The following is a 16,984-nucleotide window of genomic DNA, read 5'->3' on the forward strand; positions in this document are numbered from 1 at the left end:
AACAAATTCAATATATATTAAAAAAATAAATTTAGAGGGAGGAAACTTAGGTAAATAGAATCATAGTATAAATGTAGCAGTAAATTAAAAGATATTTTAATTTAAATAATTTTATTAAGGTGGGGGGATAAGTATGAAACCTTTAATAGGTATATTGGCAAATTTAGCGACTATAGATAGCGGAGCGTTTACTGGAATAGAGAGAGTTCACTTGCCAAATTCGTATATACATGCAGTTGAAAAAGCTGGTGGGGTTCCAGTTGTAATTCCTGTAAATGGAGATAAAGAAAATATAAAAATACAAATTGAAGCTATGGATGGAATTATAATTTCAGGTGGAGATGATGTAAATCCTACATTATACAAAGAAGAACCAGTTAGAGAGTTAGGTTATATTTACCAAGATATAGATGAATTCGATATAGAAGCTATAAATGTAGCATTAGAAAAAGATAAGCCTATACTTGGAATTTGTAGAGGATTACAAATACTAAACGTAGCACTAGGTGGAAGCTTATATCAAGATTTAAAATATATAAGAAGTAGTCATATAAAACATAACCAACAAACAAAGCCATATTTAGGAACTCACTATATAGACATAAAAGAAGATTCTATATTAAAAGAGATTATTAATGAAAAAATTTTAGTAAATAGCTATCATCATCAGAGTGTAAAAACGTTAGGAAACAACTTAAAAGTAATAGCATATTCAAATGATGGTGTAATAGAAGCTGTTCAAAAAATAGGTGAAAAATTTGTTCTTGGAGTTCAATGGCATCCAGAACTAATGGTGGATCATAGTGAGCATATGTTAAATATATTTAAAAGATTTATAGAAGAGTCTAAAGAAGATTAAAGTTAAAATAAAAAGGAAAAACCAATAGAAATAAATTATTATCTATCGGTTTTTCCTTTTGTGATGTATTCAAATTAAGTGAATTATATCATAATTGTTAAGCGTTTGCAATATAAATTAAGATACTAATTAGTTCACTAAAGAAATATTAATATCATAGTATAAATTATAGATGATAGTAACATGGATATTAGTGCTTAAATTTTCTAAATTATTGCGATTAATGCTATGTTTATCTACAATATATTGATATTTAAAATAATATATACTAGAATTACGTATATATTATTTAGATGATGAAATTTTTAAGTAGAAAGAGGCGTATGGATATGAAAAAAGTAAACGTTGCTATAGTTGGAGCGACAGGTATGGTAGGAAGAACGTTCTTAAAGGTATTAGAAGAAAGAAACTTTCCAATAGATAACTTATACCTATTTTCTTCAGCTAGATCAGCAGGATCTAAAGTAGAATTTGCAGGAAAAGAATATACAGTAGAAGAACTAAATGAAAATTCATTTGATAGAAACATACAAATAGCACTTTTCTCAGCAGGAGGAAGTATAAGTGAAAAGTATGCACCAATAGCAGTATCAAAAGGTGTAGTAGTTGTAGATAACTCAAGTGCATGGAGAATGGATGAAAATGTTCCTTTAGTAGTACCGGAGGTTAATCCAGAAGCTGTTAAAGAACATAAAGGAATAATTGCAAATCCAAATTGTTCTACTATCCAAGCAATGGTTCCATTAAAACCTCTTCATGATAAATATAAAATAAAAAGAATAGTATACTCAACATATCAAGCTGTTTCAGGATCAGGAGTAAAGGGTACTAAAGATTTAGAAGATGGAGTAAATGGTATTCCTAATCAATTTTATCCACACCCTATAGCTTATAACTGCTTACCTCATATAGACGTATTTATTGAAAATGGATACACAAAAGAAGAGATGAAAATGATTAATGAAACTATGAAGATTTTAAATGACTATAACTTAAAGATTACTGCAACTACAGTAAGAGTTCCAGTAGTAAACGGACATAGTGAGTCAGTTAACGTTGAGTTTGAAAATGATTTTGAAATAGATGAATTAAAGGGTGTATTAGCTGCTTTTGAAGGATTAGAGCTAGTTGATGATATAGCCAACAATGTATACCCAACAGCATTTGAATTAAGTGGAAGAGATGAAGTATTTGTAGGAAGAATAAGAAGAGATTTCAGTGTAGACAGCGGAATAAATATGTGGGTAGTAGCTGACAATATAAGAAAAGGTGCTGCAACTAATACTGTTCAAATAGCTGAACTTCTTTTAAAATATGATTTAGTATAAAATTGGGAGGTATAAATTATGTTATTTAAGGGATCTGGAGTTGCGTTAGTTACTCCTTTTAATGAAACTGGTATAGATTTCAATAAACTTGGAGAATTAATAGAATACCATATAGAAAATAAAACGGATGCGTTAATAGTTTGTGGGACTACTGGAGAATCTACAACTATGTCAGATGAAGAGCAATTTGCAGTTATAGATTTTACTGTTAAAAAAGTAAATAAAAGAATACCAGTTATAGCTGGAACAGGCTCTAATAATACTATGCATTCAGTTTACTTAAGCAAAGAAGCTGAAAAATTAGGAGTAGATGGATTATTAGTAATAACTCCTTATTATAATAAAACAAATCAAAGAGGATTAGAGCTTCATTTTGAAACAATAGCAGCTAGTACTAAGCTACCAATAATATTATATAACGTTCCAGGAAGAACTGGAGTTAATATAAAGCCTAGTGTTATAGCAGAACTTGCTAAAATTGAAAATATAGTAGCTGTTAAAGAAGCTAGTGGGGATTTAGCTCAAGTGGCAGAAATAGCTAGATTAGTTCCAGAAGGATTTGCAATATACTCAGGAAATGATGATTCAATATTACCTCTTTTATCTCTTGGTGGAGTAGGAGTTATATCAGTAGTTGCTAATATATGTCCTAAAGAAACTCATGATTTGGTAGAAAAATTCTTAAATGGTGATATTGAAGGTTCAAGAAAATTACAATTGGGTATGAAATCATTAATAGATAAACTATTTATCGAAGTAAATCCAATACCTGTAAAAACTGCTATGAATTTATTAGGTTTTGAGGTTGGAGATTTAAGACTTCCTTTAGCTCCAATGGAAGAAAGTAATTTAAAAACATTAAGAGACGAACTTGTAAACTATGGGTTTGAGTTATAGGAGGAAAGACATGATAAAAGTTATAGTAAATGGCGCTCTTGGTAAGATGGGAAAAGTACTTACTAGATGCGTAAATGAAGATAAAGATTTAGAGTTAGTTTGCGGATGCTCAATGCCAACAGGTGAGACAACTGATTACAAACTATACACTAAAATGAGTGATATAAAAGAAAGTGCTGATGTTATAATAGATTTTTCACATTTCTCTGCACTTGATGATGTTTTAGATTATGCACTTAAAACAAAAACACCTTTAGTAATTGCTACAACAGGATTTACTAAAGAACAATTAGAAAAAATAAAAGAAGCTTCAAAGATAATACCAATATTCCATTCTTCTAATATGTCTTTAGGAGTAAATGTAATGTTAAAGCTTGTAAAAGAAGCTGCAAGAGCATTACAAGGATTTGATATAGAAATAATAGAAAAGCATCATAATAAGAAAGTAGATGCTCCAAGTGGAACTGCTATAATGGTAGCAAATGCTATGAAAGAAGTTTTACCTGAGTCTATATACAACTATGGAAGACATGGTAGAGATGCCAAAAGAAATGAAAATGAAATTGGTATACATGCTATAAGAGGTGGAACAATAGTTGGAGAACACGAAGCTATATTTGCAGGATTAGATGAAGAGGTTATGATATCTCATAGAGCTCAATCTAAAGATATATTTGCAAATGGAGCAATAACAGCAGCTAAATATTTAGCAAATAAAGAAGCTGGATATTATAATATGGATGACATGTTAAAGTAATTAGGAGGGTACAGATGATAAACTTAAATGACGCATATGAAATAGCAAGGTATATAAAAACAGTAGAAAAAAAGACACCAGTGAAGGTTTATGTTAATGGAGAGTTAGATGCTAAGTCAACTGAAAACTACAAAGTATTCGGAAGCAATGGATCATACACTATAATAGGAAACTATGATTCTATAAAATCAGTTTTAGATGCTCAAAAGGATAAATTAGTTGATATACACATGGAATATGACAGAAGAAACTCTGCTATACCAATGTATAACTACTTACATGAACATGCAAGAATAGAGCCAGGTGCTCATATAAGAGATATGGTTACTATAGGTAAAAATGCAGTAGTAATGATGGGTGCAGTTATAAACATAGGAGCTGTAGTTGGAGAAGGTTCTATGGTAGATATGAATGCAGTAATAGGAGCTAGAGGTACACTTGGTAAAAATGTACACCTTGGAGCTGGAGCAGTAGTAGCAGGTGTTTTAGAACCACCTTCAGCAGACCCTGTTATAATAGAAGATGATGCAATGATCGGTGCAAATACAGTTATACTTGAAGGCGTAAGAATAGGAGAAGGAGCAGTAGTAGCTGCTGGATCTGTAGTTACACAAGATGTTCCTGCTGGAGCAGTAGTAGCTGGTTCTCCTGCTAAAATAATAAAAATGAAAGATGAGAAAACTGCTGATAAAACAAAATTAATGGATGATTTAAGAAATCTAGATTAATAAAAAGATAAAAAAGCTGATGTTAAAATCAGCTTTTTTTTATGTATAAAAAATATATGATAGTAAAACTTTTAAATATATGAAAAAATTTGAAAAATATAGTTTAATTAGTTTTTTATAGGTTAATATATTTTTATATTTAAATGTTAAAAATAGTATATAACTATGGTACTAATAAATATTTAAAAATTATACGGAAAGGATGGTTTAGTCTATGAGTATAGAGTTTAATCAAGAGGGATTATCGACTAAAGAAGTCATAGATAGAATTGAACGTGGGGAAAGAAATGCTCCTATAAAGCCATTAACTAGAAGTTATAATAAAATATTTAAAGATAATATATGTACATTATTTAATTTTATAAATATTATAATTGCTACTTTAATTATATATACTGGAAGTTATAAAAATCTATTATTTTTAGGTGTTTTAATCTCAAATGTATCTATTGGTATATACCAAGAAGTAAGAGCTAAAAAAAGTATAGATAAGCTATCTTTATTAAATCAATCAAAAATAACGGTTATAAGGGATAATCAAAAGAGTAAAATTAATCAACATGATTTAGTAAAAGATGATTTAATGGTAATAAATAGAGGCTCTCAAATTTGTGCAGATGGAGTAGTAGTTAAGACTGATGGCATAGAAGTAGATGAATCTCAATTAACTGGAGAATCAGATCCAATTTTAAAAACAGTTGATTCTAACGTTATGTCAGGAAGCTATGTTATAAGTGGGATGGCATATGTAAAAGTTGTAAATGTTGGAGAAGAAAGCTATGCATCTAAAATCGCAATGGAAGCAAAGAAGGAAAAAGATATAAATAGCCAATTAATAAAAACTCTTAAACAAATTATAAAAGGGCTTGCTTTTTTCATAGTTCCAATTGGAATAGCGCTATTTTTATCAAAGTCAACTTCGGGTATAAATACAAATGATGTTATATTAGGCGTTTCAGCAGCTATGATTGGAATGATACCAGAAGGTCTAATATTAATAACTTCTATTGCATTAGCAGTTGAAGTTATTAATTTAAGCAAGAAAAAAGTTCTTGTAAAAACTATGGGGTCTATTGAAAACTTAGCCCGTGTAGATTTATTATGTTTAGATAAAACAGGGACTATAACTGATGGGAATATAAAATTAGTAGACATAATCACATGTGAAGATTTTGAAATAGACAAGCTTAAAGAAGGAATTTCAAATTTAGTAGAAAATTTAGAAGAAAACGCAACAAGTAAAGCATTAAAGGTAGAGCTTCCAAGTCCAAAATCTTGGAAACCTATTAATAGGGTACAATTTTCATCAGCTAGAAAGTGGAGTGGAGTTACTTTTGAAAAAGAAGGTAGTTATATAATGGGAGCTCCTGAATTTGTTTTTGAAAAAATATCACCAAGTATTCAAAGTATAATAGATGAATCTACTAATAAAGGAGAGAGAGTTTTAGTTTTTGCACATTCAAATGACTCTATAGTTGATAATGAACTTCCAAAAGATAGAAAACTAATAGGTATTTCTATTATGGAAGATACAATAAGACCACAGGCTGCAAATACATTGAATTATTTTAAAAAACAAGGAGTATCTATTAAAATTATATCAGGAGATAATCCAAAAACTGTTTCACAAATTGCAAAACGAGCTGGTGTTGATAATTCTGATAAATACATAGATATGAGTAGTATTTCAGATAATGATGACTTAAAAAACTATACAAGTAAATATGATATTTTTGGAAGAGTTAGCCCGCAACAGAAAAAAGAGCTTGTAAAAATATTTAAAGATGAAGGACATACTGTTGGAATGACAGGCGATGGTGTAAATGATATTTTAGCCCTTAAAGAGTCTGATTGTAGTATAGTAATGGCAGAAGGTAGTGATGCAGCAAAGGGAATTTCTGATTTTGTACTTTTAGATTCTAATTTTGATTCCATGATAGGTGTTGTTATGGGAGGTAGAAGAGTAGTAAATAATATACAGCAAGTAGCATCTCAGTATTTAATGAAAACAGTATATTCAATTATACTAGCTATAATTTTTATATTTATGAAGGGATCTTATCCATTTCATCCTATACAGTTGATGCCAATAACTTCACTTGGAGTTGGAATTCCATCGTTTTTTTTAGCATTTAGACCAAATTATTCACAGATAAAAGAAAATCTATTATTAAATATTTCAATACCAGCATTAACATCTGGAATTTGTGCAGTTTTTTATATAATGATAATCTCAGTAGTTGGTAATATGTTAAACTTTAATGAAGCAATTATATCAACTTTATGTGTATTACTAACAGGATCAGTTTGTTTTACATCCTTATGGCATATATCTAAGCCGATTGATAAAAAAGTAGGATTTATGATAATTACATTAGTTACTATATTTATTTTAACTATTATACTTTTTAGGAACATATTCTCATTTGTAAATATTATTAATTTAAAAATGATGGTAGTATATATACCGTTAATTTTATCAGTTATACCTATATATAAGTTTATTAGAAAAATGGTAACTTACATTGTAATGAAATATGTTAAATACAAACATAAAATGAAGCAAAACAAAAAAAGCTGACACCCGTGTGTCAGCCTTTTTTATTGGCAAGATTCACCTCTATTTCAAGGTAGCTATCTATCTATATATATACACTATAATTAGTTTTCTAAACATTTTTTTAGAAATTTATAGAAAAAAATTATTTAGCACCTTTATTATTGATTAATAAGAATAGTGTTTCGGCCTTTTTAGTTGTCATAAACTCTTTAGAATCTTTATGTTAATAATAAGTTTAAAAAAATAACTAATTTAATTAAATTTATATATTAAAATTAAGAAAGTTAAATAAATAGATTAATAAAAAAATTTGAAAAAAATAAAAAGTTAAAAATTATAATTTAATTTAAAGAAAATGAAAGAAGCAATAGAAAACGTATCAAAAAAAATTAATATAAAATCTAGCTACATATGTGAATAATACTAATTTTAAAAAATAATGAAAATTAATAAAATACATACGTTTAGATTTTGAAAAGATTGTGAATAGAAAAAGTTAATTGTCAAAAGATTGAGAAAAAGGCAGGAAAAAACAGGAAGAAAACGATTTACAATAGCGTATTGACAATAAATTATAACAATATATAATAGAAACCGTAATCATACAAATTTTGGGAGGTAAAAGATCAATGTCTGATCAAAATAGAAATTTAACTTGGCAAAATATTGCCTTAATGGGGTTTGTTATGGTATGGGGATTTGGAAATGTTGTCAATAACTTTGCAAATCAAGGACTTACTGTAGTATTCTCATGGATATTCATGATAGCTTTATACTTTGTACCATACACATTAATGGTTGGGGAACTAGGGTCTGCATTTAAAGATTCTCAAGGTGGAGTTTCAGCTTGGATAAGTTCAACTACAACACCGATGCTTGCATTTATGGCAGGGTGGACTTACTGGGTTGTTCATGTACCTTATTTAGCACAAAAGCCACAAGCATTATTAATAGCACTTTCTTGGGCAGTTAGTCCATCAGGAGAACTTGCTACAACATTAAAGGAATTAAACCCTTTAATATTACAAGGAATGGTACTTGTTGTATTTTTAATATTTTTATATATTTCAACAAAGGGAGTAAAAGTATTAAAGGTTATAGGTAACGTAGCAGGTATGTCAATGTTTGTTATGTCTTTATTATACATAGTATTAGGATTAGCAGCCCCAGCTATAACTGGACATGTTGCAACACCTGATATAACACCTAAGTCATTTATTCCTAAATTTGACTTTGCATATTTAACAACTTTATCAATGTTAGTATTTGCTGTTGGAGGATGTGAAAAAATAGCCCCATACGTAAACAATACTAAAAACCCATCTAAAAACTTCCCTAAAGGAATGTTAGTTTTAGCTGGAATGGTTGCTGTATGTGCACTTTTAGGATCAATAGCTATGGGTATGATGTTCAATGCTAACGCTATACCAGAAGACTTAATGATGAATGGTCAATACTATGCATTCCAACTATTAGGAGAGCATTATGGATTAGGTAGTTTATTTGTTATAGTTTATGCATTAGCAAATACTGCAGCACAATTATCGGCTTTAGTATTCTCAATAGATGCTCCACTTAGAGTATTATTAGGAGAAGCTGACTCTAGATTTATACCTAAGAAATTATCTAAAACAAATAAAAATGGTGTTTTAGTTAATGGATATATAATGACAGCTGTATTAGTTTCTATATTAATAGTAATTCCAGCATTAGGAATAGGTAACACTAATGAGTTATTTAACTGGTTATTAAAATTAAACTCAGTTGTAATGCCAATGAGATACTTATGGGTATTCCTAGCTTACATGGGTCTTAAGAAGATGAGTAGTAAATTTAAAACTGAATACAAGTTTATAAAGAGTGATAAATTAGGATTCATAGTTGGAGCTTGGTGTTTTGGATTTACAGCATTTGCTTGTATAATGGGTATGTTCCCAACAGATGTTCCTGCATTTAGTAAAGAATGGATATTTAGAGTTTCTTTAAATGTTATAACACCTATAGTATTAATGGGAATAGGATTATTATTACCTGTTATAGCTAAGATAACTAATGGAAGTGAAAATGCATCTAACTAATAAATTTAGTTAATAAATAGAGATAAAAAATGAGTGAAGGAAACTTCGCTCATTTTTTACGTTTAAGGAAAACATATTTAACTAATATTTGTGGATAATATCTGGATTATAGTCAATAAAATATGTTTTTCTATGTCTAAAAATAATTAATGGGAATATATGGAAAATATATGGTTTGCAAAAATTAAAAACAAAAAAATTAAAAATAAATTATTCATAAATTAAAAGATTTGTAATATTCAATCTAGTTTGAGATATATTAATACATATGAAAATACATAATGAACAGTAAAAAAGTATATACGAAATAATATTGAATTTATATATAAAAGCATATACAAAAAGCAAATATTGGAATATAAAGAAAATTTAGGTATTTAGGAAGTGAATTATTAATATATACTTTTGGAAATTTATAGTATTGTAATCTGAAATTCAGAGTAGTAATATATACATGTTACATACATTATACAAATTAAATGCATTAAATATTAAGAAATAAAATTTAGAGAGGTGGAGTACGTTTGGAAAAAAAAGTTTTAACTGTATGTCCATATTGTGGGGCAGGGTGTCAGCTTTATTTAGTTGTTAAAGACAATGAAATAGTGAGAGCAGAACCTGCAGATGGAAGAACTAATGAAGGAAACTTATGCCTAAAAGGATATTATGGATGGGATTTTCTAAATGACCCCAAAATTCTAACATCAAGATTAAAAAAGCCTATGATAAGAAAAAATGGGAAGTTAGAAGAAGTTGAATGGAAAGAAGCTATAGATTATACAGCATCTAGACTAAATGAAATAAGAGAAAAATATGGCCCAGATGCAATAATGGGAACTGGTTCTGCAAGAGGACCTGGAAATGAAGCAAACTATGTAATGCAAAAATTTATGAGAGCAGCAATAGGAACTAATAATATAGACCATTGCGCCCGTGTTTGACATGCACCATCAGTAGCCGGTCTGGCTTACTCATTAGGAAATGGCGCTATGTCTAACTCTATACCAGAGATAGAGAACTCAGATTTATTATTTATATTTGGATATAATGGAGCAGATTCACACCCTATAGTTGCTAGAAGAATTATTAGAGCAAAAGAAAAGGGTGCTAAGTTAATTGTTACAGATCCAAGGGTAACAGAATCTGTAAGAATTTCAGATATGTGGTTACCTATAAAAGGTGGAACTAATATGATTTTAGTCAATGCATTTGCTAATGTATTGATAGAAGAAAATCTTTATAATAAAGAATATGTTGAAAAATACACTGAAGGATTTGAAGAATACAAAGAAATGGTTAAAAAGTATACTCCAGAGTATGCTGAAAAAATGACAAACGTACCAGCAGAAGATATAAGAAAAGCAATGAGAGAATATGCAAATGCTAAAAATGCTACTATCTTATATGGAATGGGTGTATGTCAGTTTGGTCAAGCTGTTGATGTTGTAAAAGGGCTTGCATCATTAGCTCTTTTAACTGGAAACTTTGGAAGAGAAAGTGTTGGAATAGGACCTGTACGTGGACAAAATAATGTTCAGGGAACATGTGATATGGGAACTTTACCTAACTTATTCCCAGGGTATCAAAAGGTAACTGATGACAAAGTAAGAAAGAAATTTGAAAAAGCTTGGGGAGTTAAACTTTCTTCTAAACCAGGTATTATGTTAACTGAAGTACCTCATTTAACATTAAAAGATAATAAAGTAAAAGCTTATTATATATTTGGAGAAGATCCAGTACAAAGTGATCCACACGCAAGTGAGGTAAGAGAAACTTTAGATGCTATGGAATTTGTAGTAGTTCAAGATATATTTATGAATAAAACAGCTCTACATGCAGATGTAGTACTTCCTGCAACTTCATGGGGTGAGCATGATGGAGTATACTCATCTGCGGATAGAGGATTCCAAAGAATGAGAAAAGCAGTAGAACCTAAAGGTGATGTAAAACCGGACTGGCAAATTATGTGTGAAATATCTACAGCTATGGGATATCCTATGAGTTATAATAATACTAAGGAAATATGGGATGAAATGAGATCATTATCACCATTATTCGCTGGTGCATCGTATGAAAAAATAGAAAAACAAGGAAGTGTTTTATGGCCTTGTACAGATGAAGATCATAAAGGTACACCTTACTTATATGAAGGAAATAAATTTGAAACTGAAAGTGGAAAAGGAAAACTATTCGCATGTGAATGGAGACCTCCTAAAGAAATTCCTGATAAAGAGTATCCTCTTGTATTATGTACAGTTAGAGAGGTAGGACATTATTCAGTAAGAACAATGACAGGAAACTGCAGAGCACTTAGAGCTTTAGAGGATGAGCCAGGATACATACAATTAAGTATAGAAGATGCTTCAAAGCTAGGAATTAAGGACAAAGAATTAGTTAGAGTAAGTTCAAGAAGAGGAAGTATATTAACTAGAGCCTTAGTAACAGATAGAGTTATACAAGGTGCTACATATATGACTTACAGTTGGTGGATTGGATCTTGTAATGAGTTGACTATAGATAACTTAGATCCAATATCTAAAACTCCAGAATATAAATACTGTGCAATAAAAGTAGAAAGTATAAAAGACCAAGATTCAGCAGAGCAATATATAAAAGATGAATATGAAAAAATAAGAAAACAAATGTTAATTGAAAAATAGACTATATATCTGATTTTAAAGATCTATCTGATTAATTATAAAAATGATAGGTCTTTAATTGGGTTATAAAATAAAAATATATTGTTAAGTTAAAAATAAAACAAAGGGGAATGGGTATGATAGATATTTCTACGGCGATAGATAAAATTATTGAAGAATCTAAACTAATAGGGACATGTGAAAAAGATTTAATGGAATCGATAGGATATACATTAGCTGAAAATATATATTCTAATGATAATTTGCCCCCCTTTAATAAATCAGCTATGGATGGGTACGCAATAAAAAGCAAGGATTCTTTGATTTGTAATGAAAATGAAAAAATTTGTTTAGATATTGTAGGGTTAATAAAAGCAGGAGATTGCTTTGAAGGTAAAGTAGATGATAATCAAGCTATAAAAATAATGACAGGAGCTCCTGTTCCAGATGATACTGATGCAGTTATACAAATAGAAAATGTAGAATTAGATGAAAATAAGCTTATATTATCGGAAGTAGTTAAAAAAAATAGAAACATAATTAATATTGGTGAAGAGCTTAAAGTTGGAGATTTAGCATTAGAAGTCGGGCAAAAAATTAGGGCTAGTGAAATAGGACTTTTAGCATCTCTAGGATATTCAAAGATTAAGGTTTATAAAAAACCAATTTTATCAGTATTAACTACTGGGGATGAACTAGTTGATATAACTGATTCTATAGAAAATGGTAAAATAAGAAATAGCAATGAATACTCATTAAAGGCTTTAGCAAAAGATTTAGAAGTGAAATCATTTGGAATAATTGAGGACAAAAAGGATGTTATAAAAGGAAAATTAAAAGAAGCTATAGAAATTTCAAATATAATAATAACATCAGGTGGTTCTTCTACAGGTGATTATGATTTTATTGAAGATGTATTAATTGAGTTAGGTGCTGATATTAAATTTAATAAAATAGCAATAAAACCTGGCAAGCCAGTTATATTTGCTACTATTGGTGAAAAATTAGTTTTTGGATTACCAGGAAATCCTCTATCATTTATAACTACCTATGAAGAGTTTGTAAAGCCTGCTATATTAAAAATGAGTGGTGAAGATATAAAAGAAAATAAATTTCCTGTTATATTAAAGCATGATATAAAATGCAAAGTGGGAAGAACAAACTATGTTTATGTTGATATAAATAAAGAAGATGGTAAATTTTATGCATATGAGACGGGTTCTCAATGTTCTAATCAACTTTTAATGATTACAAAATCTAATGGAATAGTGATAGTTCCAAAGGATAAAGGATTTGTAAAAAAAGGAGAAATATTAGATGGGAAATTTATATTCCAATAATAAACATAAAATAATATCTATAGTTTCTACAAAGTCTGGAATGGGAAAAACGACTTTGGTGGAATCATTAATAAAAAAATTTAAGAAAAAAGGATATAAAGTTGGAGCATTAAAGCATGATGCTCATAAGTTTGATATAGATAAAGAAGGTAAGGACAGTTATAGGTTTACAAAGGCAGGAGCTAAAGATGTAGTTATAGCTTCAAGTGAAAAAATAGGGGTAGTAAAAATCCTAGAAGAAGACAAAAGCTTAAGTAAAGTATTAGAACTATTTGACGATGTAGATATTATCTTTACTGAAGGATTTAAACAAAATCCTTATCCTAAAATTGAAGTTCATAGAAAAGAAGTCGATAAAAATTTTCTTTTTAATAATTCAATAAATAAAGATACATTTATCGCTATAGCGACAAATGAACATATAGAGGGTATAACCAACTTAAATATAAACAATATAGACCAAATAGTTAATTTTATTGAATCTTATATAAAAACAGAGGAACTTAAGATTCCATTAATAAATTATGATTATGATAAAACTATAAAAATAGATGTGGTTAAAATAGATAATCAAAATGCTAAAGAAGAAAAAGAAACTATAATATCAGAATACCCATTAAGTTTAATTTTAAACGGAAAATATTTAAATACTTTCTTATGTACTCCAGATAAACTAGAGGAATTGATTGTTGGGTTTCTAGCTACAAAAGGCTATATATCTAATAAAAATGATATAGAAAGTATAATTATAGATGAAAAATTAAAGGTAGCACAGGTTATATCGAATAAATCTGATACTAATTTAAACTTAGAAAAAATATTTTTAAATGATTTAGATTTTATTGAGTGTAATCCAGTTAAAAATAGTTTTGAAATAAATATAAATACAATTTACAATTCAATGCACATGAACTTGACATCGTCTCAATTATTTAAAGATACTGGAGGAGTTCACAGTGTAGCACTGTTTGATGGCGCTGATCCTGTAGTGATATGTGAAGATGTTGCTAGACATAATGCTATGGATAAGGTAATTGGATATAGTGTATTAAATGATGTGAATTTTGAAGATAAATTTATAGTAGTTAGCGGAAGAATTTCTCTTGAAATGATGCAAAAGGCATGTAAGATGCAAATTCCTATAGTAGTTTCAAAGTCAGCTCCTACAAATCTTTCAGTAGAGCTTGCAAGAAAGTTAAATATAACTTTAGTTGGATTTGTAAGAGGAAGAAGAATGAATATATATGCTAATGGATATAGAGTTAAGTATTAAAAAGTAAAATTAAAAGGTGGGAAAATATGAAAAGTACATTAAATTCGTTTGTAATAGCAGACGCAAACAAATGCGTAGGATGTAGAGCTTGTGAGGTTGCATGTTTTGTTGAGCATAATAAGAATAATAATGTTGGATATACTGTTGGAACTGTAGAAATACCTGTTATACCAAGATTATATTTAGTTAAACAAGGTAATTTTTATATGCCTATACAATGTAAACATTGTGAAGATGCACCTTGCTTAAATACATGTCCAAATAAGGCAATAAAAAAAGAAAATAATACAATAATTGTAAAAGAAGAAGCATGTGTTGGGTGTAAAACATGTATATTAGCATGTCCTTTCGGAGCTATAGACCTATTACCTCAATATAAAGATGGAAAAAAAGTAGAACAAATAGAGTTAGAAGATGAAAAAGTAATAGCATATAAATGTGATTTATGTAAAGGTAGCGATAAACTAGCATGTATAAATGCCTGTCCAGAAAATGCATTAAAACTAGTGTCTCCTATAGAAGATAAAAAATTAAAAAATAAAAAAGCAGCGCTTGCTTTGCTTGGAATTTCAAATAATAAATAGGAGGATAAGTTATGATTGTAAATATAGATAAAGACTTATGTACGGGTTGTAAAAAATGTAGTGATGTTTGTCCAGTAGATGCAATACAAGGAGAAAAAGGAAAGGCTCAATTTATAGATGAAGATAGATGTGTAATTTGTGGTCAATGTGTACAGCAATGTAAATCATTTGCTCCTATATACGAATTAGGACAAGATACAATAGAAGAAAAGAAAGAAGAAAGAGGTATGCTAGAAAGCGTACAAGAACCTTTATTTGCAGCTTATAATACATGTGATGTAGAAAAAGTTAAAGAAGCTTTAGCTAACCCAAATTCATTTACAGTGGTTCAATGTGCTCCAGCAGTAAGAGTTGCATTAGGAGAAGAATTTGGTTGTGAGTTAGGAGAATTAACATATGGGAAGATGGTTGCAGCATTAAAACAACTAAAATTTGATAGGGTATATGATACAAACTTTGCAGCTGATTTAACTATAATGGAAGAAGGTAGTGAACTTATAAAAAGAATAGGGGAAAATAAAAATCTTCCTATGTTTACTTCTTGCTGTCCTGCATGGGTAAAGTTTATGGAAGATAATTATCCTGAACTTACGAATCATTTATCAAGTTGTAAATCTCCTCAACAAATGGGTGGAGTAGTATTTAAAACTTATGGTGCTCAAATGAATAATGTAGATCCTAAAGATGTATTTAGTGTAGCTGTAATGCCATGTACTTGCAAAAAATTTGAATGTGATAGAGAAGAAATGAAGTCAAGTGGATACAAAGATGTAGATGTTGTAATCACAACTAGAGAATTAGCCTATTTAATAAAAGATATGGGAATTGACTTTAACAGTTTAAACAATGAAGACTTTGACTCTCCTCTAGGAGATTATACTGGAGCAGGAACTATATTTGGTGTTACAGGTGGAGTTATGGAAGCTGCTATAAGAACCGGATATGAGCTTATAACTAACCAAGAAATTCCTAACGTAGAGGTAACTCAAGTTAGAGGTGGAGAGGGAATAAGAAAATCTGTTATAAAAGTAGGCGACTTAAGTCTAAAAGTTGCAGCGATAAGTGGTTTAAAAAATGTAGTTTCTATATTAGAAGATATTAAAAAGGGTAACTGTGACCTACACTTTATAGAAGTTATGACATGTCCAGAAGGATGTATTAGTGGTGGAGGGCAACCTAAACTTTTACTAGATGAATATAGAGAATTAGCTTATGCAAATAGAAGAAAATCAACTTATAATCACGATAGAGATATAGAGATAAGAAAATCTCATGAAAGTCCTGCTATAAAGAAAATATATGATGAATTTTTAAAAGAACCATTAGGAGAAAAATCACATCATTTATTACATACAAATTATTGTACTAGAAAGGAAGTGGCTAAATAATGAATTGTTTTGTTATATCAGACCCAAATAAATGTATAGGATGTAGAACATGTTCTATTGCATGCGTAGTAGCTCACTCTGAAGAAAATATATTTTTACAAGATCCAAATCATATAAACTTTAATCCAAGACTTACTGTTGTAAAAACTGCAGAAGTAAGTGCGCCTATTCAATGTAGACAATGTGAAGATGCACCTTGTGCAAATGTATGTCCTAATGAAGCTATAAAAAGAGAAAATGGGGCAATAGTAGTTAAGGAAGAAAAATGTGTTGGCTGTAAAACATGTATTATAGCCTGCCCTATAGGAGCTATAGAAATAGTAAGTAAAGAAATTAAATTAGATAATATAGATTCAGATAAATTATATTTCAAAGAACAAATGGTAGCAAATAAATGTGATTTATGTGCAGGGAAGGAAGACGGTCCTGCATGTGTAAATGTATGTCCTACTAAAGCATTTAAAATAGTAAAAGAAGAGGATGTAAAAGTAATCATAAATGATAAAAGAAAACAAGCAGCAGCATGCATTTCCAACTTATAATAAGGAGTACA

General features: G+C 29.4%; 13 protein-coding genes. All 13 read left to right on the plus strand.

The genetic code is table 11. The features are described 5' to 3' along the window. Nucleotides 1-133 precede the first annotated feature (133 nt). A complete protein-coding gene (locus tag ACRDDE_RS06320) occupies nt 134-859 on the plus strand; it encodes a gamma-glutamyl-gamma-aminobutyrate hydrolase family protein (protein WP_438626339.1) in 726 nt (241 codons plus the stop codon). A gap of 329 nt (nt 860-1,188) precedes the next feature. After that, nucleotides 1,189-2,187 carry an aspartate-semialdehyde dehydrogenase gene (locus ACRDDE_RS06325; protein WP_438626340.1) on the plus strand — a complete coding sequence of 333 codons (999 nt, stop codon included), beginning with the start codon at nt 1,189-1,191 and terminating at the stop codon, nt 2,185-2,187. Nucleotides 2,188-2,205: 18 nt separating this feature from the next. After that, the gene (gene dapA, locus ACRDDE_RS06330) at nt 2,206-3,084 is read left to right on the plus strand and encodes a 4-hydroxy-tetrahydrodipicolinate synthase (RefSeq protein ID WP_438626342.1); all 879 of its coding nucleotides are present in this window, start codon (nt 2,206-2,208) and stop codon (nt 3,082-3,084) included. A gap of 10 nt (nt 3,085-3,094) precedes the next feature. Next, nucleotides 3,095-3,841, plus strand: a complete 747-nt coding sequence (gene dapB / locus ACRDDE_RS06335; protein ID WP_438626344.1) for a 4-hydroxy-tetrahydrodipicolinate reductase — start codon at nt 3,095-3,097, stop codon at nt 3,839-3,841. A 14-nt stretch (nt 3,842-3,855) separates the two neighbouring features. Continuing rightward, entirely contained in the window at nt 3,856-4,569 is a 714-nt protein-coding gene (gene dapD / locus ACRDDE_RS06340; protein WP_438626345.1) for a 2,3,4,5-tetrahydropyridine-2,6-dicarboxylate N-acetyltransferase, read from the plus strand. Between the two features lie 214 nt (nt 4,570-4,783). Next, on the plus strand, nt 4,784-7,150 hold the full coding sequence (locus ACRDDE_RS06345; protein ID WP_438626347.1) for an HAD-IC family P-type ATPase: 2,367 nt from the start codon (nt 4,784-4,786) through the stop codon (nt 7,148-7,150). Nucleotides 7,151-7,758: 608 nt separating this feature from the next. Next, a complete protein-coding gene (locus tag ACRDDE_RS06350; protein WP_438626348.1) occupies nt 7,759-9,207 on the plus strand; it encodes an amino acid permease in 1,449 nt (482 codons plus the stop codon). A gap of 524 nt (nt 9,208-9,731) precedes the next feature. Beyond that, entirely contained in the window at nt 9,732-11,867 is a 2,136-nt protein-coding gene (gene fdhF / locus ACRDDE_RS06355; protein WP_438626350.1) for a formate dehydrogenase subunit alpha, read from the plus strand. A 116-nt stretch (nt 11,868-11,983) separates the two neighbouring features. Further along, nucleotides 11,984-13,186, plus strand: coding sequence for a molybdopterin molybdotransferase MoeA (locus ACRDDE_RS06360; protein ID WP_438626352.1), 1,203 nt, complete (start codon nt 11,984-11,986; stop codon nt 13,184-13,186). Further along, the gene (fdhD, locus tag ACRDDE_RS06365) at nt 13,164-14,459 is read left to right on the plus strand and encodes a formate dehydrogenase accessory sulfurtransferase FdhD (protein ID WP_438626354.1); all 1,296 of its coding nucleotides are present in this window, start codon (nt 13,164-13,166) and stop codon (nt 14,457-14,459) included. The genes ACRDDE_RS06360 and fdhD overlap by 23 nt, the downstream gene beginning before the upstream one ends. 26 nt (nt 14,460-14,485) lie before the next feature. After that, on the plus strand, nt 14,486-15,043 hold the full coding sequence (locus tag ACRDDE_RS06370) for a 4Fe-4S dicluster domain-containing protein (RefSeq protein WP_438626356.1): 558 nt from the start codon (nt 14,486-14,488) through the stop codon (nt 15,041-15,043). 11 nt (nt 15,044-15,054) lie between these two features. After that, nucleotides 15,055-16,431, plus strand: coding sequence for a [FeFe] hydrogenase, group A (locus tag ACRDDE_RS06375; protein ID WP_438626357.1), 1,377 nt, complete (start codon nt 15,055-15,057; stop codon nt 16,429-16,431). Continuing rightward, the gene (locus tag ACRDDE_RS06380; protein WP_114543075.1) at nt 16,431-16,973 is read left to right on the plus strand and encodes a 4Fe-4S dicluster domain-containing protein; all 543 of its coding nucleotides are present in this window, start codon (nt 16,431-16,433) and stop codon (nt 16,971-16,973) included. The genes ACRDDE_RS06375 and ACRDDE_RS06380 overlap by 1 nt, the downstream gene beginning before the upstream one ends. Nucleotides 16,974-16,984: the final 11 nt, after the last annotated feature.

This window comes from Paraclostridium sp. (assembly GCF_051656405.1).
Taxonomy (GTDB): Bacteria; Bacillota; Clostridia; order Peptostreptococcales; family Peptostreptococcaceae; genus Paraclostridium.

What these genes read in the sequence shown, in the direction of transcription:
- ACRDDE_RS06370 (WP_438626356.1), top strand. Translation starts at nt 14,486, where the DNA reads ATGAAAAGTACATTAAATTCGTTTGTAATAGCAGACGCAAACAAATGC.
- ACRDDE_RS06345 (WP_438626347.1), top strand. Translation starts at nt 4,784, where the DNA reads ATGAGTATAGAGTTTAATCAAGAGGGATTATCGACTAAAGAAGTCATA.
- ACRDDE_RS06375 (WP_438626357.1), top strand. Translation starts at nt 15,055, where the DNA reads ATGATTGTAAATATAGATAAAGACTTATGTACGGGTTGTAAAAAATGT.
- ACRDDE_RS06360 (WP_438626352.1), top strand. Translation starts at nt 11,984, where the DNA reads ATGATAGATATTTCTACGGCGATAGATAAAATTATTGAAGAATCTAAA.
- ACRDDE_RS06350 (WP_438626348.1), top strand. Translation starts at nt 7,759, where the DNA reads ATGTCTGATCAAAATAGAAATTTAACTTGGCAAAATATTGCCTTAATG.
- dapB (WP_438626344.1), top strand. Translation starts at nt 3,095, where the DNA reads ATGATAAAAGTTATAGTAAATGGCGCTCTTGGTAAGATGGGAAAAGTA.
- ACRDDE_RS06380 (WP_114543075.1), top strand. Translation starts at nt 16,431, where the DNA reads ATGAATTGTTTTGTTATATCAGACCCAAATAAATGTATAGGATGTAGA.
- dapA (WP_438626342.1), top strand. Translation starts at nt 2,206, where the DNA reads ATGTTATTTAAGGGATCTGGAGTTGCGTTAGTTACTCCTTTTAATGAA.
- ACRDDE_RS06325 (WP_438626340.1), top strand. Translation starts at nt 1,189, where the DNA reads ATGAAAAAAGTAAACGTTGCTATAGTTGGAGCGACAGGTATGGTAGGA.
- fdhD (WP_438626354.1), top strand. Translation starts at nt 13,164, where the DNA reads ATGGGAAATTTATATTCCAATAATAAACATAAAATAATATCTATAGTT.
- dapD (WP_438626345.1), top strand. Translation starts at nt 3,856, where the DNA reads ATGATAAACTTAAATGACGCATATGAAATAGCAAGGTATATAAAAACA.
- ACRDDE_RS06320 (WP_438626339.1), top strand. Translation starts at nt 134, where the DNA reads ATGAAACCTTTAATAGGTATATTGGCAAATTTAGCGACTATAGATAGC.